This is a genomic window from Acidimicrobiales bacterium, from assembly GCA_035294085.1.
Lineage (GTDB): Bacteria > Actinomycetota > Acidimicrobiia > Acidimicrobiales > Bog-793 > DATGLP01.
The window spans coordinates 1-19,330 of sequence record DATGLP010000004.1 but is presented as its reverse complement, the minus strand read 5'-3'; the positions used below and the strand labels follow the sequence as shown (position 1 = coordinate 19,330).

At 73.6% G+C, this 19,330-nt stretch carries 17 protein-coding genes; 2 read left to right on the top strand and 15 right to left on the bottom strand.

Annotated elements, in window-relative coordinates:
• The first annotated feature begins 54 nt into the window (after positions 1-54).
• Positions 55-1,095, top strand: a complete 1,041-nt coding sequence (locus VKV23_00755) for an asparaginase (protein HLI14566.1) — start codon at positions 55-57, stop codon at positions 1,093-1,095.
• A gap of 43 nt (positions 1,096-1,138) precedes the next feature.
• Here VKV23_00755 and VKV23_00750 read toward each other — a convergent pair whose 3' ends face one another.
• The 14 genes from VKV23_00750 to VKV23_00685 form a co-directional block, all read right to left on the bottom strand.
• A complete protein-coding gene (locus tag VKV23_00750; protein ID HLI14565.1) occupies positions 1,139-1,951 on the bottom strand; it encodes an isochorismatase family cysteine hydrolase in 813 nt (270 codons plus the stop codon).
• A 41-nt stretch (positions 1,952-1,992) separates the two neighbouring features.
• The gene (locus tag VKV23_00745) at positions 1,993-3,348 is read right to left on the bottom strand and encodes a dihydroorotase family protein (protein ID HLI14564.1); all 1,356 of its coding nucleotides are present in this window, start codon (positions 3,346-3,348) and stop codon (positions 1,993-1,995) included.
• Positions 3,345-4,235: an NAD(P)-dependent oxidoreductase gene (locus VKV23_00740; GenBank protein ID HLI14563.1), complete on the bottom strand. Its 891-nt coding sequence runs from the start codon at positions 4,233-4,235 to the stop codon at positions 3,345-3,347. Before VKV23_00740 ends, VKV23_00745 begins: the two co-directional genes overlap by 4 nt.
• On the bottom strand, positions 4,225-5,409 hold the full coding sequence (locus tag VKV23_00735; GenBank protein HLI14562.1) for a hypothetical protein: 1,185 nt from the start codon (positions 5,407-5,409) through the stop codon (positions 4,225-4,227). Before VKV23_00735 ends, VKV23_00740 begins: the two co-directional genes overlap by 11 nt.
• 4 nt (positions 5,410-5,413) lie before the next feature.
• Positions 5,414-5,803, bottom strand: coding sequence for a hypothetical protein (locus VKV23_00730; protein ID HLI14561.1), 390 nt, complete (start codon positions 5,801-5,803; stop codon positions 5,414-5,416).
• A 74-nt stretch (positions 5,804-5,877) separates the two neighbouring features.
• On the bottom strand, positions 5,878-6,834 hold the full coding sequence (locus VKV23_00725; protein HLI14560.1) for an amidohydrolase family protein: 957 nt from the start codon (positions 6,832-6,834) through the stop codon (positions 5,878-5,880).
• A 1-nt stretch (position 6,835) separates the two neighbouring features.
• Positions 6,836-7,624 carry an SDR family NAD(P)-dependent oxidoreductase gene (locus VKV23_00720; GenBank protein ID HLI14559.1) on the bottom strand — a complete coding sequence of 263 codons (789 nt, stop codon included), beginning with the start codon at positions 7,622-7,624 and terminating at the stop codon, positions 6,836-6,838.
• Positions 7,624-9,369: a CocE/NonD family hydrolase gene (locus VKV23_00715; protein ID HLI14558.1), complete on the bottom strand. Its 1,746-nt coding sequence runs from the start codon at positions 9,367-9,369 to the stop codon at positions 7,624-7,626. The genes VKV23_00720 and VKV23_00715 overlap by 1 nt, the downstream gene beginning before the upstream one ends.
• A 74-nt stretch (positions 9,370-9,443) precedes the next feature.
• Positions 9,444-10,181 (bottom strand): cysteine hydrolase, encoded by a 738-nt coding sequence (locus tag VKV23_00710; GenBank protein HLI14557.1) that lies wholly within the window; start codon positions 10,179-10,181, stop codon positions 9,444-9,446.
• A 36-nt stretch (positions 10,182-10,217) separates the two neighbouring features.
• Positions 10,218-11,177, bottom strand: coding sequence for an ABC transporter permease (locus VKV23_00705; protein ID HLI14556.1), 960 nt, complete (start codon positions 11,175-11,177; stop codon positions 10,218-10,220).
• A complete protein-coding gene (locus VKV23_00700; protein ID HLI14555.1) occupies positions 11,174-12,223 on the bottom strand; it encodes an ABC transporter permease in 1,050 nt (349 codons plus the stop codon). Before VKV23_00700 ends, VKV23_00705 begins: the two co-directional genes overlap by 4 nt.
• Entirely contained in the window at positions 12,220-13,830 is a 1,611-nt protein-coding gene (locus tag VKV23_00695; protein ID HLI14554.1) for an ABC transporter ATP-binding protein, read from the bottom strand. The genes VKV23_00700 and VKV23_00695 overlap by 4 nt, the downstream gene beginning before the upstream one ends.
• Positions 13,831-13,869: 39 nt before the next feature.
• Positions 13,870-15,258, bottom strand: a complete 1,389-nt coding sequence (locus VKV23_00690; protein HLI14553.1) for a RidA family protein — start codon at positions 15,256-15,258, stop codon at positions 13,870-13,872.
• A gap of 156 nt (positions 15,259-15,414) precedes the next feature.
• Positions 15,415-16,503: a BMP family protein gene (locus tag VKV23_00685; protein HLI14552.1), complete on the bottom strand. Its 1,089-nt coding sequence runs from the start codon at positions 16,501-16,503 to the stop codon at positions 15,415-15,417.
• Between the two features lie 246 nt (positions 16,504-16,749).
• Here VKV23_00685 and VKV23_00680 point away from each other — a divergent pair, with 246 nt between their 5' ends.
• Entirely contained in the window at positions 16,750-17,445 is a 696-nt protein-coding gene (locus tag VKV23_00680; GenBank protein ID HLI14551.1) for a TetR/AcrR family transcriptional regulator, read from the top strand.
• Between the two features lie 123 nt (positions 17,446-17,568).
• Here the strand turns inward: VKV23_00680 and VKV23_00675 are convergent, their stop codons facing one another.
• Positions 17,569-19,083, bottom strand: a complete 1,515-nt coding sequence (locus VKV23_00675; protein ID HLI14550.1) for a PEP/pyruvate-binding domain-containing protein — start codon at positions 19,081-19,083, stop codon at positions 17,569-17,571.
• Between the last annotated feature and the right edge of the window lie 247 nt (positions 19,084-19,330).

Here is a 19,330-nt window from a genome sequence, read left to right as displayed (position 1 = left end):
TGAGCCACGGCCCGGACGGACCCGGATGCCGGCCGTCACACCGGAGGTGATCGCGTGAACGCGCTGCCCAGGATCCTCGTCGCCTCGCTCGGGGGTACGATCGCCATGGGCTCGGACACCCCGGCGGGCGTCGAGCACAGCCTGGACGCGGCCGAGCTCGTCCGCGCCGTCCCACGCATCGAGGACGTCGCCTCGATCGAGACCGCCGCGCTCCGCCGCATCCCCGGATCGCACCTCACCGTCGCCGACATCGCCGAGGTCGCGCAGCGGATCGCCGAGCGCTTCTCCGCCGGCGTCGCAGGGGTCGTGGTGACGCAGGGCACCGACACCATCGAGGAGACGGCGTTCCTCCTCGAGCTGCTCGGAGCGGCTCATCCTGGCCCGGTCGTGGTCACCGGCGCGATGCGCAACCCGACGGTCGCCGGCGCCGACGGTCCCGCGAACCTGCTCGCCGCCATCACCGTCGCCGCGAGCAGGGAGGCCAGCGGGTGCGGCGTGCTCGTCGTGATGAACGACGAGATCCATGCCGCCCGCTACGTGGCCAAGCGACACACCTCGAGCACCGCCGCGTTCGCCTCCAATCCCCTGGTCGGCTGGTTGTCCGAGGGACGCCCGGTGTTCGTCGCGCGTCCCACGCCGCTCCCGCAGTCCATCGCCCGCCCGCGCTCGGCAGCGTTCCTCGCGTCGCTGGCGAGCCCCGACGACTGCGCCGTGGCGCTCGTGCGCGTCTGGCTCGGGGACGACGGCCGCTGGGTGCCGGCAATCCGCACCCTCGGGTACGCGGGTCTCGTCGTCGAGGGCTCCGGCGGGGGCCACGTGAACGCGCCGGTCGCGCCCCTCCTCGAGGAGCTCGCCCGGCACATCCCGGTCGTGATCGCGTCGCGCACGGGTGGCGGATCGACCCTGACGGCGACCTACGCCTTCGTCGGCGGCGAGAGCGACCTGCGACGGCGAGGCCTGCTCAGCGCGGGGTGGCTCGCCGGCTGCAAGGCTCGCCTCCTCCTCCACCTCCTCGTGCGGGAGGGAGCGTCACGCGCCGAGCTGTGCGAGGCGTTCTCGGCGTTCCTCCCGACGGGAACGTCTGCGTGCGCGTGACACCGTGCCGATCCGATGCCGTCCCGGCGCGGACGGCGCCTGCTCAGCGCCTGCCGGTACCCGGCGCGGGCGCGTCACCGTCCTCCAGGGTGCCGGCGACGAGCGAGATGTCGGTGCACGAGCGCAGCGCCTCGGGCAGCTCGCGTCCCTTCCTCGCGTACCACTCCGCGAGGAGCGCCGGCGCGTCGACGACGAGGCCGAGGTGCAGCGACACGATCAAGAGCGCGGCGTGCTCCGCCTCGGCGCTGTAGCCGGCGACGACGTCGCGCGGCACGATCACGCGCAGGTCCCGGTTCGCCGCGTCGAAGGCGGTCGACAGGTCGCAGGCGTCCGTGTAGGTGCCCGTGATGACGAGGTTCTTCACGTCGAGCTGGCGCAGCAGGAACTCGAGGTCCGTCGGGTAGAAGGCGGAGAGACGCTTCTTCGTGCGCACGTAGTAGTCACCCGGCGCCTCCTCGACCATGAGGTCGAGCCACCTCGTGCCCTCCCACGAGTGCTCGAGCATGAGCGGGTTCGGCGGCAGGTAGAGCTCGTAGAGCACGCGCCAGTTGGCGCCGCGGTTGAACTGCCGGGAGTTCGCGTCGTCGATGCCGCCGTAGCGCTGCCAGTGCTGGACGTGGATGACGGGGACGCCGACGTCGCGGGCGAGGCGGTGGAAGAGGTTGTGGGCGGGGATCTTGGCGCGCGCCCGAGGCGCCGGGCAGGTGAGCTGCTCGTCGGGCCCGACGTGACCGCGGTACATGTCGATGCAGGCGATGGCGCTGCGATCGGGGTCGAGCCAGCGTTCGAACGCCTCGTTCGACGGCAGGACGCGCCGCTCGCGGTCCTCGAGGTAGCAGTACATCTCGGTCTGCATGAGGCCCTCCCTCCCTGCTCGGCTGGTCTCGGCGCCCTCCGTCAGCGCGGCGGGGCACCCGGCCCGGGGAGGTGGCGCCCGCGGGGCTCCTCGGTGAGCTCGCCGTCTCGCGCGACGACCCGGCCGCGCAGCACCGTGACGGTCACCGCGCCGACGACCTCCCGCCCGGCGTACGGCGTCCAGCCCGCCTTCGACACGACGGCGGCGTCCGAGAGGACCCGGCGCGCCCGGGGGTCGACGACGACGAGGTCCGCGTCGAAGCCGGGGGCGACACGCCCCTTGCGCCGCAAGCCGTAGCGGCGCGCCGGGGCGCTCGCGTACGCCTCGACGACGCGCTCGAGCGACGTCCTCCCCCGCAGCGCCGCGTCGAGCATGAGCGGCAGCGTCGTGTCGAGGCCCGGGAGGCCGAAGTGGACGTCCCAGATCGACCCCGCCGCCTTCTGCGCGAGGGTCGAGGGCGCGTGGTCGGTCGAGAGGTGGTGGACCGCGCCGGCGTTGAAGGCGGCCCACATCGCCTCCTCGTCCGTCGTGGAGCGAAGGCGCGCCGGCGGCGTGAACTTGCGCAGCGCCCCGTGCTCGTGCACCTCTCGCTCCCACAGCAGCAGGTACTGCGGACAGGTCTCGGCGACGAGCGGTGCGCCGTGGCGGCGGTGCCACTCGATCGTCTCGAGCACCTCGGCGCTGCTCGCGTGGGCGACGGTGACCGACGCCCCCGAGGCGCGCGACAGCAGGCCGACGAGGTGGACGGCGGCGAGCTCGGCCTCGCGCGAGCGCCACTCGGGGAGGATCCCCGGGTCGTCGCGCCCGAGCTCGCGCAGCACGTTCTCGGCGCCGGCGGTGAGGAGCTCGTCCTCGCAGTGCACGAGGCAGCTGCCGCCGAAGCGGCCGATCGCCTCGAAGGCCGCCGCCAGCCGCTCCCCGGTGAGACCCGGCACGCCGTGGGTCGAGCAGGTGAAGATCTTGAAGAAGACGACGCCGGCGTGCCACAGCGCCTCGAGGTCGTCGCGGTCCGGCCAGACGTGGGCGGCGAGGCCGAAGTCGACGTGCGAGCGGCCGGCCAGGTGGGCGAGCTTCTCGGCGTAGCGCTCGGGCGAGGTGACCGGCCAGCTGTGGGTGTGCTCGACGATCGTCGTCACCCCCTGGCGCAGCGCGGCCGCGGTGCCGGTCGGGAAGTCCTCGCGGCTCGGGTCCCCCGGCTCCATGAGGTGCACGTGCGTGTCGACCATGCCCGGCAGCACGAAGCAGCCGCTCGCGTCGAGCGTCGAGCGCGCCTCGGCGGGTGCGCCCCGGGGACCCAGCGCGGCGATGCGCTCGCCGAGCACGTACACGTCGAGCTCGGCGCGCCCGGTCCCCGAGACGACGGTCCCGCCGCGCAGCGCGAGGTCGAAGGCGCTCAACGGTCGGAACCGGGGTCGAGGACGACCTCGTGGACGCTCGCGGTATCCTCGGCGCCGAGCGAGCGCCGCAGCGCCTCCTCGTAGACCTCGAGGCAGGCGTCGAAGGTGGGCGTCGACGCGCCGAGCGAGCGGGCGAACTCGCCGATGATCAAGAGGTCCTTCTTGAACAGGTCGACCCGCATCGTCGCCGGCTGGTAGCGGCGCTCGACCATCATCGGGCCGCGCACCTCGAGCATGCGCGAGCTCCCGGCGCCGTCGGCGAGCGCGCCGAGCACGGCTGCGGGATCGAGGCCGCTTAGGCGGGCGAGGGCGATCGCCTCGCCAGCCACGACGTTGTGGACGGCGACGAGGAGGTTCGCCACGAACTTGAGCCGAGACCCGTCGCCGAAGCCCCCGACGAGGTAGACGGTGCGGAAGGCCGCCTCGAGGTAGGGGCGGCAGCGCTCGAGCGCGTCGGCGTCGCCGCTCGCGTAGACGACCGCGTCGCGCCGCGCCATCTGCGCCCCCGTCCCGCTGATCGGGCAGTCGAGGACGCTGATCCGGCAGGAGGCGAGCCGGGCGCGCGCCGCCTCCTTCGCCGGAAGCGGCAGCGTGCTCGCCTCCACGAGGTCGATCCCCCCAACCTTCGAGCCGGCGAGCGCCTCGACGACCGCCTCGAGCGCGCCGACCGACGGGAGCGAGGTGAGGAGGACCGGCACCTGCCGGGCGAGCTCGGCGACGTCGGCGGCACGCCGCAGGCCCGCCGGCTCGAGCTCGAGCGCGGCCTCCGGCCGCACGTCGTAGCCGACGACGTCGTAGCCCGCGGCGAGCAGGTGGCGAGCGAGGGCGGCGCCCATCGTGCCCAGCCCCACGACGCCGACCGGTCGGGCGCCCGGATCAGAGCTCACTGTCGCCCACCTCGTAGAGCCCGAAGGGGAGCGGGTCGCCGACCTGCCACGTCCCGTCGAACTGCGACCGGATGCCCGCCTCGCGCGAGCGGCGGACGAGGTTGGCGCCGAGCTCGAGGGCGGCCGGCTCCCAGGCGGCGAGAGCCGCGGGCACGTCCTCTTGCTTCACGAGCGCCGCGGCGAGGTGCCAGGCGTCCTCGCACGCCTTCGCGGTGCCCGCCGCGGCGTGCGGGCGAGCGACGAAGCCGGCGTCCCCGAGGAGGCAGATCCGACCGAAGGCGAGGCGGCTCGGCTCGACGTCGAGCACCACCTGGACGAAGGGCTCGGACGTCTTCTCGATCGTCTCGACGACGACGTCGTGGAGGACGCCTCGGGCCCGGGCTCGCAGCGCCGCGACGCGCTCGGCCGGGGCGAAGCCGGCGGGCAGGGTCAGGTCGTGCACGCGCCCCTCGGCGTCGGTGAGGAGCGCCTCGAGCTCGGCGGCCGTCTCGACGTTGTGGTACCAGACCCAGTTCACGAGGCGACCCTCGCCGCTCGCGATGGGGTAGGTCAGCAGGTGGCTGCGGTCCATGATCGTGTAGGTGATGGCGTCGCCGAGCAACCCGGCTGCCGCCGGGCCGAGGGCGGTGAGCGGGGCCACCCCCCGCCAGGCGACGTAGCCGGCGAAGCTCGCCTGCACCTCGGGCAGTAGCGCCCGGCGCGCGCCCGAGCGGATCCCGTCGGCGCAGACGACGAGCTCGGCGGAGCGCGTCGTGCCGTCGGCGAGGACGACCTCGGCGAGCTCGCCCCGGTCGCGCACCGAGACGACCTCGTGCCCGAGGTGGTAGTGCTCGGTGCCGAAGGCGGCCAGCAGCTCCCGGTACAGGGCGCCGTAGGCGGCGAAGCGCAGCCGGATCGCGGCGTCGGCGACGACGCCGCCGGCACGGTCGAGGTAGCGCAGTCGCGAGACGCGCAGGCTCATCGAGTCGAGGTCGACGCCTCGGCACTCGAGGAGGTAGCGGACCGTCGAGCGGTGGAGCACGATCCCCACGCCGCGGTCCTCGAGCAGGTGCGAGGAGCGCTCGAGGACCTCGACCGCGAAGCCGGCGTCGCGCAGCCAGTTCGCCGCGCTGAGCCCCCCGAGGGAGCCGCCGACGACGAGCGCGCGGCGCAGCCGAGGACCCGACGCTCCCATCGCGTCAACCCCCGTCGCGCAGCTCGACCGTCACGAAGCGCAGCGTCGTCGTCCCCACGTTCTCGAGGTCGTGCACGAGCGCGTGCTCGGGCGAGTGCTCGAGGAAGCGCGTGTCCCCGAGCTCGTAGTCGCGGACGGCGAAGGTCCCGTCCGCCAGGCGCTGGAGTCCCCGGCCGGCCTCCACGACGGTCCAGAGGTAGGGCCGGTCGTGGACGTGGAAGGCACCACGCTCGCCCGGCTCGAGGCGCACCTCGAAGACGCGCACCCGGTCGTTCTCGAACCACAGCGAGGTCCCAATCTCGTGGTTGCGCGGCGCGGCGGCCAGCTCCTCGGCGTAGTCGCCGACGTCGTAGGTGCCCGTCACGCTCGGCGGCTTCGATGCGGCATCGGCCATCGCTCGCCTCCTCCTCGGTCGTCTCGGGTGGCTCGGGGCCTCGGGCGGTCGCCGTCGGGGCCCGTGCGTCGTCCTCATCGGCAGAACAGCCTCGTCGGGTTCTCCTCGGCGACGACACGCGCCGCCTCGTCGCCGACCGCCGCACGCAGCGCGTCGAAGGGCGCGGCGACCGCCATGTCGAAGGGCATGTCGGTGCCGAGGAGGACGCGATCCACGCCGACGCGCTCGACGAGGAACGCGAGCGCGGCGCGCCCGTGCAAGACGGTGTCGAAGCGCAGCTGCGAGAGCAGCTCGTCGGTGGCGACGGGCGCGGCGAACTCCTCGCGCACCTGCGAGGCGTGGCGGAGGCGGTCGAGCTGGTAGGGCAGGAAGCCACCGCCGTGCACGAGGATGACCGTGAGGCCGGGGTGCGCCCCGAGCGCGCCGGAGGCCATCAGGCGCTCGGCGACGATCGTCGTCTCGAGCGGGTTGCCGATGACGTTCTGGAGGTAGTACGGGGCGAGCGCCGGGTGCGCGTCGTTGAAGGCCGGGTGGACGAGCAGCGGCAGGCGCAGGCGCTCCAGGAGGGCGAGGAACGGCCGGTAGGGCGCCTCGTCGAGGCGGGCGCCGGCGACCGACGTGCCGACGGCCACGGCGACCGCCCCGAGGCCGGCCGCCTCCTCGGTGAGCTGGCAGGCGAGGTCGACGTCCTGGAGCGGCACGTCGGCCATGAAGCGGAGCCGCTCGGGGGCGGTGGCGCAGAACTCGGCGAGGCCCTCGTTCACCACCCGGCACCAGCGCTCGCCGCGCTCGGGGTCGAGGCGGTAGGGGAACAGGCAGGGTGCGGGCGAGACGACCGCGCCCTCGAGGCCCGCCCGCTCGAGGTCGTCGAGACGGGCCGCCGGGACGGAGAAGGAGTCGACGAGGGGGAAGTCGACGTGGTCCGGGCCGCGCCAGTACCCGTCAGCCACGTCGACCCCGAAGGCGGCCTCCGCGCGCACGAGGTCGAGGAGCGGCCGGGGGATGACGTGGTTGTGGACGTCGACGCGCACGTCAGATCATCACCCGGCCGCCGGCGACGTCGATGGTGATGCCGGTCAGCCACGAGGAGACGTCCGAGGCGAGGAAGAGCGCGGCTGACGCGCTGTCCTCGGGGAGGCCGATGCGCCGCAGCGGGGCGGAGGACTCGACGTGCGCCAGGGCCTCGGGCGAGAGCGTCGTCGCGACGCGCTCGGTGAGCGTCGTCGCTGGCGCGATGGCGTTGACGCGAACGCCGCGAGGTCCCACCTCCATCGCCACGTGGCGCGTGAGCATGACGACCCCCGCCTTCGCGGCGGCGTACGAGGCGGTGAGCGGGATGTCGAGGAGGCGCGCGGCGTTCGAGGCCATCGTCACGATCGAGCCCCGGCCGCGCTCGAGCATGGGGCGCAGGACGGCCTGCACCGTGAGGAAGGTCGCCGTGAGGTTGTCGTCGAGCACCCGGCGCCACTCCTCGTCGCCGATCTCGAGGATCGGCGTCGTCGCGTGGAAGCCGCCGGCGAAGGCCATGCAGACGTCCGGCGGCCCGAGCGCCTCGGTGACGCTCGCCACCATCTGCTCGACGGACGCCCGGTCGGCGCAGTCGGCGAGCACGCCGACGGCGCGCGCGCCGGTGGCCTCGAGCTCGTGGACGAGGGTGTCGACCGCCTCCTTGCCCCGCGCGACGACGGCGACGGCGGCGCCGTTCGCCGCGAGCTGGCGGCAGGTCGCCGCGCCGATCCCCTTCGAGCCGCCGGTCACGATCGCGACGCGCCCCGCGAGGTCGGGGTAGCGCGCGGTGGAGGTCGCGCTGCTCGCCGCCATCAGCGTGCCGGAACGACGGGGAGCAGCACGTACGCCTGGCGCGCCCCGCCGGTGTGCAGGCGCGTCCGGCCCGCGTAGCGCGGCGCCGGGCGGTCGACGGGGTCGTCGTGGAGGAACGGCCCGCAGCCGGTGAGCACGTTCTTGAAGTTCGACAGCCGGTCCCCGCCGGCCTTCGGGTAGACGTAGTCGTGGCCCTGGATGCTCAGCGCGAAGCGGTAGCCGGCGGGGGCGACGACGCAGGTGGGCAGGACCTCGATGTCGACCTCGTAGACCTCGCCCGGCACGACCGGGAGCAGCTCGGTGTGCGGGTGGTAGGGGCGGTACTCGCGGCTCTCGACAGGGTCGAGGGCGCGGTGGCTGACGCGCAGCCACCCCTGGGCGATCGGCGTGTGCGGGTCGATCGCCCCCTGGAAGACGACCTCCTCGCCATCGGGGTCGAAGAGCCGGAGCACGACGAACAGGTCGGCGTCGTCGGTCGAGGACGACACGAAGAGCTTCACCGCGATCGGGCCGGTGATCTCGGTCTCGGCCTCGAGCGGGTCGCCGTAGAAGGTGAGCGGGTCGCCGAGGGCCTCGAACTCGCGCTCGGACTCGCCCGCCACCTCGCCTGCGACCAGGCGCTCGCTCGCCGCGTCGAGGTAGAGCTTCGTCCAGCGCGTGCGGGCGATCGGCCACTCCTGCTCGGCGCGCGGCACGAAGGTGCCGTCGACGTGGCGGATGTTGAGCAGGACGGGCGGCTGGCTCGACCAGCCGGTGTCCTCGCCGCGCAGGAAGTAGTCGAAGAAGCGCTTCTGCAGCTCGCGCCCGTAGTCGGTGTAGTAGTGCGTCCAGTGCTCGATGCCGTGCATCTCGAGCCACTTCTGGCTCGAGCCGGCACGCAGGTAGCCCTCGACGTTGCCGCGCAGGTGCAGCCCCTGGCCTCCCCAGTTCCCACAGGAGAAGAGGGGCACGGTGATCTTCGAGAAGTCCGGGATCCGCTCGCGGTAGTAGTCGTCGATGAGCGGGTGGCTACGGATCTGCTCGCCGAAGTCGACGCGGTTCTTCTCGAGCTCCTCGTCGCTCAGCGTGACGTCGCCGCAGACCGGCCGGCCGGTTACGGCGCTGCGCGCCCCCCGCTCGCCGAGGCCGTACTGGACGGTCTTCACCTGCATGTCGTACCAGTTCGCCCAGAAGGTCGAGAGGATGCCCCCGTGGTGCGTCGCATCCCGGTACCAGTCGGCCGCGCCCTCCCACGGGCACAGCGCCGCGAGGTGCGGCGGCTGGAGCGCGCCGACCTGCCACTGGTTCATCGCGTAGTAGGAGATGCCGGTGATGCCCACCTTCCCGTTGCTCCACGGCTGCGTCCCGCACCACTCGACGCAGTGGTAGAGGTCGCGCGCCTCGCGCGCGGACAGCGGGTCGAGCACGCCAGGCGAGCAGCCCGCGCCGCGCGAGTCGACGCGCACGCACGCGTAGCCGTGCGGCACCCACTTCTCCGGGTCGGCGACCTCCCAGGACTGGTACTTGTTCGACGAGCCCGCCGCGACGTCCGGGTGCTGCTCGACCATGCGCTGCCACGCGCTCGGGTAGCCCTGCTTGAACTCGAGGCCCTTCGCGTACGGTCCGTAGGAGAGCAGGACCGGGTAGCGGCCCTCCTCGAGGGGAAGGAAGACGTCGGCGCGAAGCTCCAGGCCGTCGTCCATCACGATGATCGCGTCCCACAGGATCCGCATCCCGTCCCGGACGTCGAATGCAGCGTCAGCCACCTTGCCTCCTGTCCATGGTCGAGCTTCGCGGGCGCGAAGCGCTCGTTCCCTCCGGCTCGCGGCGCCACGCGCCCCTAGGCGGGCAGGCCCACCTTCTCGGGCAGCCGGGCCAGAAGCTCGTCGCAGGTGACCACCCACCCGAGGCAGCGCGCCACGTTCTCCAGCCCGAAGAAGTGGAGGTCGTCACCGTACATCGAGGCGACGCCGTCCGACACGACGACGACCCGCAGGTCACGGTTGAACGCCTCGAAGGCCGCGCAGAGCACGCACGTGTTCGTGTTGATGCCGCAGAGCACCACGGTGTCGATCCCGAGGTCCTTGAGCAGCAGGTCGAGGTCGGTCTCGCGGAAGATGGACAGCCGGCGCTTCGTGTCGATCACGAGGTCCCCCGGCTCGGGTCCGAGCTCGGGCATGAGCTCGGTCTGGGGCGAGCCCGCGAGGTTGTGGCCGCGCACCGTGCTCGGGAGCGTCGGCGTGAGCGACTGCTTCGCGTCCTCGAGCGCCCGCCAGAACGGGTTCACCATCGACTCGACGGTCCCCGACGGCAGCAGCCGGTTCTGCAAGATGACGTGGATCACCGGGAGACGGGCCTCGCGGGCTCGCCGCAGGAGCCGGGCCACCGTCGACACCACCTGGGCGGCGAGCTCGGCGCGCACGGGCATCGTGGCGATCGAGGGGTCGAGGTGGCCCCGGTGGCAGTCGATGGTGATGACCGCGGTGCGCGCCGGCTCGATCCGCAGCGCCCCCTCGAGGGCGCGGCGCATCTCGCTACGGTCGACGACCGCCGGTGGGCGACGGTGCTCCTCGGGCATGTCCTCCTCCTTCCACGAGCGACGGCGCGAGGCGACTCAGGTCCGGAACAGCTGGGCGACGAGCCCCCGCCGACGGCGCACCGGCTCGTAGGGCAGGCCGGTGGAGGCCGGGTAGCGCGCGCCCCGGGCCCAGACGACGACGAGGATGGTGATCACGTAGGGGAACGCGAGCCACGCGTCGTGCGGGACCGAGGCGAGGGAGCCGATCGTGACGAGCTGGAACTGGAGCGCGTCGGCCAGCCCGAAGATCCACGCCCCGAGGATGATCCACAGCGGGTTCCACCGCCCGAGGATGACGATCGCGAGGGCGATGAAGCCCTGCCCCGAGGTCATGTCGATGGTGAAGCCCCCGGTCGAGATCACCGTGAGCGTCGCCCCTCCGAGCGCGGCGAACACGCAGGCGACCACCACCGCGACGAACCGGAGCCGCAGCACCGACAGCCCGGCCGCGGCGCTCACGTCGGGCCGCTCGCCGGTGGCGCGCAGCGACAGCCCGAACCAGCTCCGCCACAGGAGGTAGTAGAGCAGGGCGCAGCCGAGCACGGCGAGGTAGAAGAACGGCGTCTGGTCGAACAGCGCGGGGCCGAGGCCGGGGATCGATCCGAGGCCCGGCACGTGGAGGTTCGGCACCGTCGTCACGGTCCCGGCCCCGGTCAGGTACCGCTCGTAGAGCGCCGTCGTCACGCCGAGTGCGAAGAGGTTGAAGAGGATGCCCGTCACGATCTGGTTGCACGATCGGTAGACGTAGAGGAACCACAGGACGACGCCGGCGACGATCCCGAGCGGGATCGAGAGGAACCACCCGTTCCACAGGCTGCCGGTGGCGCGCACGCCGGCGGCCGCCGCGAACGCGCCGAGCAGCATGACGCCCTCGATGCCGATGTTGAGGACCCCGGCCTCCTCGCCGACCGCCTCGCCCGCCGCCGCCCACAGCACGGGGACCATGAGGGTCACCGAGTCGGTGACGACCGCTTCGACGACGCCGCTCGTGCTCACGTGCGCACCCGGATCGCCCGGAAGGCGAGGAGCGCGATCACGATCACGCCCTCGATGACGTAGGAGATGGCGGTCGAGACGTTGGCGCTCGCGGAGAGGCTCGAGCCGCCGACCTCGACGATGGCGAAGAAGAGCGCGGCCGGGATGACGAGGCGGGGGCGCAGGCCGGCGAGCAGCGCGACGGCGATCCCCGTGTAGCCGTACTGCTCGCCCATCCCGGGGATGAGCGCGCCGTGCACCGCCACGACGAGGAGGGCGCCGGCGAGGCCGGCGCAGGCCCCCCCGAGCCCGAAGGCCGCCAGCCACAGTCGCACGACCCGGAAGCCCGCGAGGCGCGTCGCGTCGAGGTTGCGCCCCGACGCCCGGATGCCGAAGCCGGTCCTCGTGCTCGACATGAACACCCCGAAGGCGAGCGCGACCGCGACGGCGACGAAGAAGCCGACGTTGAAGCCCGACTGCCAGAAGGAGCTGAAGGTCGCGCCGCTCGGGATGGAGCGCGTCTGGGGGGAGACGCCCTGGGCCCACGGACCGGTGACGACGTAGTCGGCCGCCAGGCCGGCGAGGAGGTTGAGCATCAGCGTGACGATCACCTCGTTGCCCCCCACGGCGATCTTCACCGCCGCGGCGAGCAGCGCCCAGAGGCAGCCGGCCGCCACGCCGGCCAGGACGCACACGCAGGACAAGAGCGTGCCGGGCACGCGCGTGCCGATCGTCAGGCCGACGAGCACCGACGCGACCGCGCCGACGTAGAGCTGGCCGTCGCCGCCGATGTTCCACAGCCCCGCCGAGAACGGGATCGCGGCCGCCAGCCCGCAGAGGACGAGCGGCATCGTCACCATGAGCGTCTCGGCGAGGTCGTACTGCGAGCCGAGCGAGCCCGTGACCATCGAGCCGAGCACGGTGAAGGGGTTCGCGCCGAGCCCGGCGATCACCGCGCAGATGACGGCGAACGCCCCGACGAGCGGGAGGACGACGCGCGCCGCCCGCTCGAGGCCGGAGCCGCCGAGGCGGTCGGTGCCCGCCGCGACGGTCCCGATGACCGTCACGGCACCTCCCGCCTGCCCGCCGCCGCGGCTGCGGGCCGGGCACCGACGACCCCGGTCATCGCCTCGCCCACCTCCTCGAGGCGCGCCTCGGCGCGCGAGCTGCGGTAGCTGATGGCGCCGCGGAACAGCACGATGATCTCGTCGGACAGGTCGAAGAGCTCCTCGAGGTCGTAGCTGAGGAGGAGGACCGCCGTGCCCGCGGCGCGCGCCGAGAGGACCTGCTCGTGGACGAACTCGCGCGCGCCGATGTCGAGGCCGCGCGTCGGCTGCCCGAGGACGAGCACGGCGGGGCGGCCCTCGACGGCGCGAGCGATGACGACCTTCTGCTGGTTCCCCCCCGACAGCTGGTCGATGCGCGCGTCGGCCCGCCGCGGCCGCACGTCGAACTCCTCGACCAGCCGCTCGGCGTGACGCCGCACCTCGCGCCAGGCGATGAGCCGGCTGCGACCTCGGAAGGCCCCGGCGGCGATGTCGTGGAGCGCCAGGTTCTCCGCGATCGTGAGCCCCTGGACGATGTCCCAGCGGTGGCGGTCGCCGCTGATCGTCACGATCCCGCGCCGGCGGCGCTCGACTGGCGCGAGGCCCGTCACGTCCTCGCCGTCGAGCAGGACGCGCCCCGAGCTCGGCCGGCGCAGGCCGGCGAGCACCTCGAGCAGCTCGGTCTGCCCGTTGCCCTCGACCCCGACGATGCCGAGGACCCGCCCGGCCGGTGCCGCGAGGGAGACGCCGTCGAGCGCCGGGGCCTCCCGCCCGGCGCGCACGACGAGGTCCTCGACCCGAAGGCGCGCCTCGGGCGCGGGCAGCGACGGTGCCGGCGCAGCCGGGCGGGCGCGGGCCACCTCCCGGCCGACCATCGCGCGGGCGAGCGCCGCCTCGGTGAAGTCCGCCGTGGCGCCCGCGTCGGCGACCTTCCCGTCGCGAAGCACGGTGACGCGCTCGGAGACGAGCTTGATCTCCCCGAGGCGGTGGGTGACGAGGACGACGGCGATGCCCGCCGCCGAGATGGTGCGCACGACGGCGAAGAGCTCCTCGATCTGCCTCGGGCCGAGCGAGGAGGTCGGCTCGTCGAGGACGAGCACGTCCGCTCCCCGGTGGAGCGCCTTCACGATCTCGACCTTGGCCTGCTCGTCGACCGACAGCTCGTCGACGCGCCGCCGGGCGTCGATCTCGATCGAGTAGCTCGCCGCGACCGCCTCGACCTCGCGCACCACCGAGCGACTGACGAAGGGGTGGAGGTGCCGGCCCTTCGTGCCGAGGACGACGTTCTCGGCGACCGTCAGGTTGCCCACCAGCATGAAGTGCTGGTGCACCATGGCGACGCCGCGGGCGATGGCCTCGGCCGGCGAGCTCATCGGCACCGGCACGCCCCGCACGCTGATCGTGCCGGCGTCGCGGGTCTCGAGACCGTTCGCGATGCGCATGAGCGTCGTCTTGCCTGCGCCGTTCTCGCCGAGGAGCGCGTGGACCTCCCCGGCGCGCACCTCGAAGTCGACCCCGTCGAGGACGAGGTTCGCGCCGAAGCGCTTCGAGATCTGGGCCATCGCGAGCGCCGGGGCGCCGTGCGCGGCCTCCCGCGCCGCTTCCCGCCCGACGCTACCCGTGGTCACCACCGTCGCCGCACCCGGCTGCCGTCAGGACCCCGAGCATCAGGGGGCATAGGCGATGAGGTCGTAGATGAACTTGGCCCCCGGCACGAAGAGGGGACCGCCGATCTCGATCGTCGTCGAGGCAGGGGGGTCCTTCGGGAAGTGCCGGGCCCAGGCGTCCATCGCCTCGGCGAAGTCCGTGAAGTCCGTGTGGAAGCACTGGCGGCGCACGATGTTCGCGAGGCTCGTCCCCGCCTTCGAGCAGATCTTCGACACGTTGTCGAGCACGCCGTCGACCTGGGCGCGCGTCACGAGCCCGTAGTAGGGGAACTCCGGGCGTCGCACCATGTTCGGCGCGAGGCCGCCACCGAGACCGGGCAGCTGGGTGCTGAAGAAGACGAAGTCGCCCGCCTTCACGGCCTGCGGCTCGTGGCCGAGGGGCTCGGCGGCGTCGTCGGCCGTGATCGCCTCGATGCGCAGCGGCGAGTCGTTGTGGAGCAGCTTCATGGCCACCTCGATCCGGCTGCCCATGCCGCCGAGGCCCATGTACGGGATGACGACGCGCGCCGGCGGGTTGCTCGGGAACCAGCTGCGCCAGACGCGGTCCATGCCGGCGAAGTCCTTCGGGTGGCCGAGGTAGACCGTCGCCTTCACGCAGCGCTCGAGGGAGCTGCCCGCCGCGCGCGCGATCCGGTCGAGCTTGCGAAGGACGTACTCGGTCTGCGCCTCGATGGGCACCCCGTACCAGAAGTACGGGTTCGTGCGCGCCTCGAGGGCGACGCCGCCGGGCTCGCCGTAGTGCTCCGACCGCCCGTAGTCGCCCATCCAGTCGACCGGGATCTCGCCGGCGAGGAAGACCCAGTCGCCGGCGCGAACGCCGGGCGAGTAGCCGGCGAGGGGTGCGGGCACGCCTTCGGGCGCAGGCACGTCCTCGCGCACCATGCCCTCGCGCGCCGGGATGGCGATCATGTCGACCTCCACCTTCGTGCCGGCGACGAGCAGCTGGCGCACGCCCATGCCGGTCGAGGCGGGCCGGCGCTCGACGGCGAACTCCCCGTAGAGGGTGCGCAGGTACGGCGTGATGGAGATGCGCGGCCAGGTGTTGCCCTGCTCGAACTCCTCGTACGTCGGGTACGGCGAGGTGAACCACTGGTAGATGCGCACGAGGTCGCGCCGGATGTCGGCCCCGGCCGCCTCGAGCGTGCGGCTCAGGTTCGACAGGACGTAGCGGGACTGCAGCTCGAGCTCGTCGTGCAGGTACGGGGCACCCTCGGGGTTGCGAGCCGCGGGGGCGACGCCGTTCTCGTAGTCGCTCGCGAGCTGGCCGGCGACGAAGACCCAGCCGCCCGCCGTGATCGCCGGGCTGTAGGGCATGGCTGGCGGCGGGATGTTGCCGGGCCAGATCGCCCGGCGACCCTCGCTCGGCTGGGCGGCCTCGCTCGTCGTCATCTCCTCAGCTCCTTTCTTCGGTTCGGACTGGCCGGCGCGCCGAGGCGCGCCGTGACGGGTACGGCAGGGTGGCCCTCGGCTCGCGGGCCGGCGCCACGCGGGTCCTCCCCGGGGCGACGGGGAGGACCCGCCGCCCCGGGGAGCTGCAGCGCTACCTCAGGCCTTCGGGAAGCGGCTGACGTTGTAGTGGAGCCCCTGGTTCGCGTTCGGGAGCGCCGGCACGACGATCTTGCCCGTGGCGATCAGGTGCTCGATCTTGTGCAGCCGAGCCTGGATCGCCGGCGTCACCGGGTTGGGCGCCAGGTTGTAGAAGGGCGCCAGGCGGCCCGCCCCGTCGTTGAAGGTCGTCTCGTAGTTCACGTTCCGCAGCTTGCCGGCGACGCCGAGGCGGATGAGGTTCCCGACGGAGCCCTGCAGGTTGAACAGGACGCTCGTGAGCACGACGCTCGGCGCCTGCCGGTGCGTGTCGAAGTACTGCGAGATGGCGTAGGTGTGTCCCTTCGTCTGCGCCGCGGCGTAGATCCCCTGCGTCGCCTGGTCGGTCGCCGAGAAGATGACGTCGGCGCCCGACGCGATCTGGGCGTTCGCGGCGTTGCGCGTCACGTTGACGTCGGTCCACGTGTTGACGTAGGTCGACTTGATCTTGATCCGCGGGTCGACGTAGCGGGCGCCGAGCGAGAAGCCGTTCATCTCCCAGTTGAGCTGCGGGAAGCTGTAGCCGCCGATCTCGCCGAGCACCTTCGTCCTGCTGACCATCGCGGCGAGCGCCCCGGCGAGGAAGTCACCGTCGTAGTAGGTGAGGTTGTTCGTGCAGACGTTCTTCGGCCTCACCTTGATGGTCGCCGCGGTCTCGCAGAAGAACGTGTGCGGGAACTGGTGCGCCAGCGCGACGACCGTCTGCGGGTCCGATCCGTTGGCGATGATGACGAGGTTGTAGCCGTGCGAGGCGAACGACGCGCCCTGCTGCTGGTACTGGGCGGGCGTCTCGAGCGCGTCGACGAGCGTCACCTTCGCGCCGGTCGCTCGACCGGCCGCGAGCGCGCCGGAGTCGACCGCCTGGCCCCACGAGCCGTCGTTCGCCGTGCCCGGCTCGAGCACCGCCACCCGGTAGGTGGACTTGTGGGTGGTCTTGTGGCTACCGTGGCTGCTCGCCGACGCGGTCATCGAGATGCCGACGCCGAGGCCGGTCGCCGCGAGCAGCACGGCGCCGACCGCGGCGCCGAGCCGCCGTGACCTCATGGACATGTGACTCCCCCCTTCCCTCCCCCGCCTCGTACGTCGAGGACGCGGGAGCTGGCCCATCGCTGCGGGCTCAGGCCGACCCGGGCGCGCCGAAGGGAGGGATGGCTGGCCCGTGCACTGCCTCGCCCAACACGACCCCCCGTTCGCGCACGCCGACGGCGCGTCGCCCTCGCGCTCAGCATACGGAGAGCAGGGAAGCAGGTCAAGACGGAACGTTCTGTTCCGTTTCGATGGTCTAAGCTGCCCGTGATGAGTCGATCAGCAGCGTTGCCGTCGGCCGCGCACGGCCTGCGCACCGGTGACGGCCGCCCGTTCGCCGGGGACCGCCGGCGCGACGACGCGATCCTCGAGGCCACGATCGAGCTGCTCGCCGAGGTCGGCTACCACGGGCTCACGATGGAGGCGGTCGCCGCGCGCGCCCGCGTCGGCAAGGCCACCGTCTACCGGCGCTGGTCGTCGAAGGGTGCCCTCGTCGGCGAGGCGATGGCCCGCCACCTCTCCGTCGCGCCCGTGCCCGACACCGGGAGCGTGCGCGGCGACCTCCTCGCGGCCATCGCCACGACGATCGCGAACTACACCGAGACGGTCGCCGGCGTCGTCATCCCGGCGGTGGCGACCGACCTGAGCCGCGACCCCGAGCTGCTCGCCGCGTTCCGGGCGCAGTTCCTCAACCCGCGCCGCGCCGCGTCGGCCGAGGTGCTCGAGCGCGCCATCGCGCGCGGCGAGCTGCCGGCGGACCTCGACATCCCCCTCGTGATGGACGTCTGGGCCGGCACGATCTTCTACCGCGTCCTCATCAGCGGCGAGCCGATCGGCCCCGGCTTCGCCGAGCAGCTCGCCGACCTCGTCCTCCAGGTCGGCCTCCCCCGGCGCCTCGAGGACCCGGCGACGCGCCGGGACGCCGAGGTCGCGCCTGCAGCGGCTTCTTCCGGCCGAAGGAGCTAGCCCAGCGGGCCAGCCGCTCGCTCCGCTGTGGCCGCCGCCCCGCCGCTCCTCCCGACGGGCGTCGAGCGACGTGAGGGGGAGCCGGCCGGGGCGGGCGAACCGTCGCCGCGCGCCGCGGCGAGGTCACAGGAGCGAGACCTCGCCGGACTCGCCGTCCACGAGGGCCAGCGCCCCCTCGCCGGGATCGCCGAGGTCGCAGGCCGCCACCGCGGGGACACCGAGGGACCTCGCCACGTCGAACAGGTGCGCCCCCGCGCTCCCGCCCGCGGCGACGAGACCGGCGGCCGCCCACAGCAGGGGGGCGTAGCCGGGGAGCGGCGTGCGGACGTAGAGCACGTAGCGCTGGCGCGAGCCGCGCAGCCGGCGCGGCTCGTCGAGGGGGAGGACCCGGCCGACGCCGACCCCCTCGCTGGCCGGGGCGCCGCGCTCGGCCCGGCCGTTCGCCCGCACCACCTCGCGCACCACGGCCGCCCACGGCTCGAGCACCGGGGGCGGCGCCGCTGGCGGCACGGTCCCCTCCTCGAGGAAGGCCGAGAGCTCCGCCGCAGCGAGGCGCCAGACGTCGGTCGCGTCGTCGAGCGCCCCGAGGCGCGCGAGCTCGAGCCCGGCCGACTCGACGGCGGCGACGAGGCGCTCGCCCTCGCCCGCGGGGATCGGGCGCAGCGACCGCAGTCGTGCGAGCGCCTCCTCGTCGAGCCGTTCGCGCAGCGCCTCGAGCGCTGGGCGCACCGCGCCGGGGTCTCCCCAGGCCTGCTCGACGAGCACGCCCGCCTGGGCACGCAGCGCCTCGAGGCGGGCCGGCGCGGCGGCGGCAGCGCGATGGCGCGACCCGGTGCGCGGTGCGAGCACCCACGGCAGGACGAGCTCCTCCCCGAGGCGGCCACCGAAGCGCGCCACGGCCCGCGCCAGGTCCACGGCGAGCGGCCCGGCGAAGGCGGGGTTGGCCTCCTGGGCGGCGAGCGCCGATGCGCGATCGCGCTCGACCGTGCGGCACTGCAGGATGACGACCTCGCCACCGGGCGCCGCCCACTCGAGGTGGTTCCCGGCGCCCGCCTCGACGCAGGCGCGGGCCACGCGGGCGACCTCGCCGAGCAGCGACGCGCCCGCTCGCCCGACGGCGGGGCCGCGCGCCTGGCCGTCGGCGTCCACCACGGCCGCCAGTCCGGGGACCCACCCCTGGAGCATCGCCGCGAGGTCGCCGTCGGCGACGGTGATCGCCACCTCGCCGTCGCGGACCTCGGCCACCCCGCCGAGTCGGGCGTCGATCGCCGGCTGGACGAGCACCGCGAGCCCCGCCGCCGCCTGGCTCGCGCCGAGCTCCTCGAAGCGCTCGGCCGCGTCTCGCCCGAACATCGAGGCCCAGCAGCCCCGCACCGCCGTCGGCAGGTCCGCGGCGCCGACGCCGACGTAGGAGGCGAAGGCGCCGGACCACGCGCCGAACGCCTCGAGGGGGCTCGAGGAGCGGACGACGAGGGCACGTTCGCCGAAGGCCGCCGTCGCCGCGTGCTCGAGGCCGGGCGGGACCTCCTCGCCCATGAGCGCGAGGCGCGCCGCCGCAGAGCCCGCGGCGCGGGCGACCTCCTCGGCGCGCCCGAGCGGCGCGCGCGACACCCGGACGGGCAGCACGAGCCCGGGCAACGCCGGGAGCCCGGCGCGCCGTGCGATGGCGAGGCGCTCCGCCTTCGCGCCGACCGTGCTCGCGTCGGCGGCGTCGGGCGCGTCGAGGTCGACGAGCGCCGCGTGGGCGCCTTCCTCAGCCAGCGAGGGTGATCTCCTGTACCGGGAAGGTGGAGATGATCTCGGTGCGGTCCTCGTGGACGATGAGCATCTCCTCGATGCGCACGCCGAACTCGTGCACCTTGCCGTGCTGGGTCTCGAGGGCGAA

Bases quoted from the DNA above. Each gene is read 5' to 3' on its own strand.
- VKV23_00750 (HLI14565.1), bottom strand. From the start codon at position 1,951: ATGCAGACCGAGATGTACTGCTACCTCGAGGACCGCGAGCGGCGCGTC.
- VKV23_00735 (HLI14562.1), bottom strand. From the start codon at position 5,409: ATGGGAGCGTCGGGTCCTCGGCTGCGCCGCGCGCTCGTCGTCGGCGGC.
- VKV23_00730 (HLI14561.1), bottom strand. From the start codon at position 5,803: ATGGCCGATGCCGCATCGAAGCCGCCGAGCGTGACGGGCACCTACGAC.
- VKV23_00720 (HLI14559.1), bottom strand. From the start codon at position 7,624: ATGGCGGCGAGCAGCGCGACCTCCACCGCGCGCTACCCCGACCTCGCG.
- VKV23_00710 (HLI14557.1), bottom strand. From the start codon at position 10,181: ATGCCCGAGGAGCACCGTCGCCCACCGGCGGTCGTCGACCGTAGCGAG.
- VKV23_00690 (HLI14553.1), bottom strand. From the start codon at position 15,258: ATGACGACGAGCGAGGCCGCCCAGCCGAGCGAGGGTCGCCGGGCGATC.
- VKV23_00685 (HLI14552.1), bottom strand. From the start codon at position 16,503: ATGTCCATGAGGTCACGGCGGCTCGGCGCCGCGGTCGGCGCCGTGCTG.
- VKV23_00680 (HLI14551.1), top strand. From the start codon at position 16,750: ATGAGTCGATCAGCAGCGTTGCCGTCGGCCGCGCACGGCCTGCGCACC.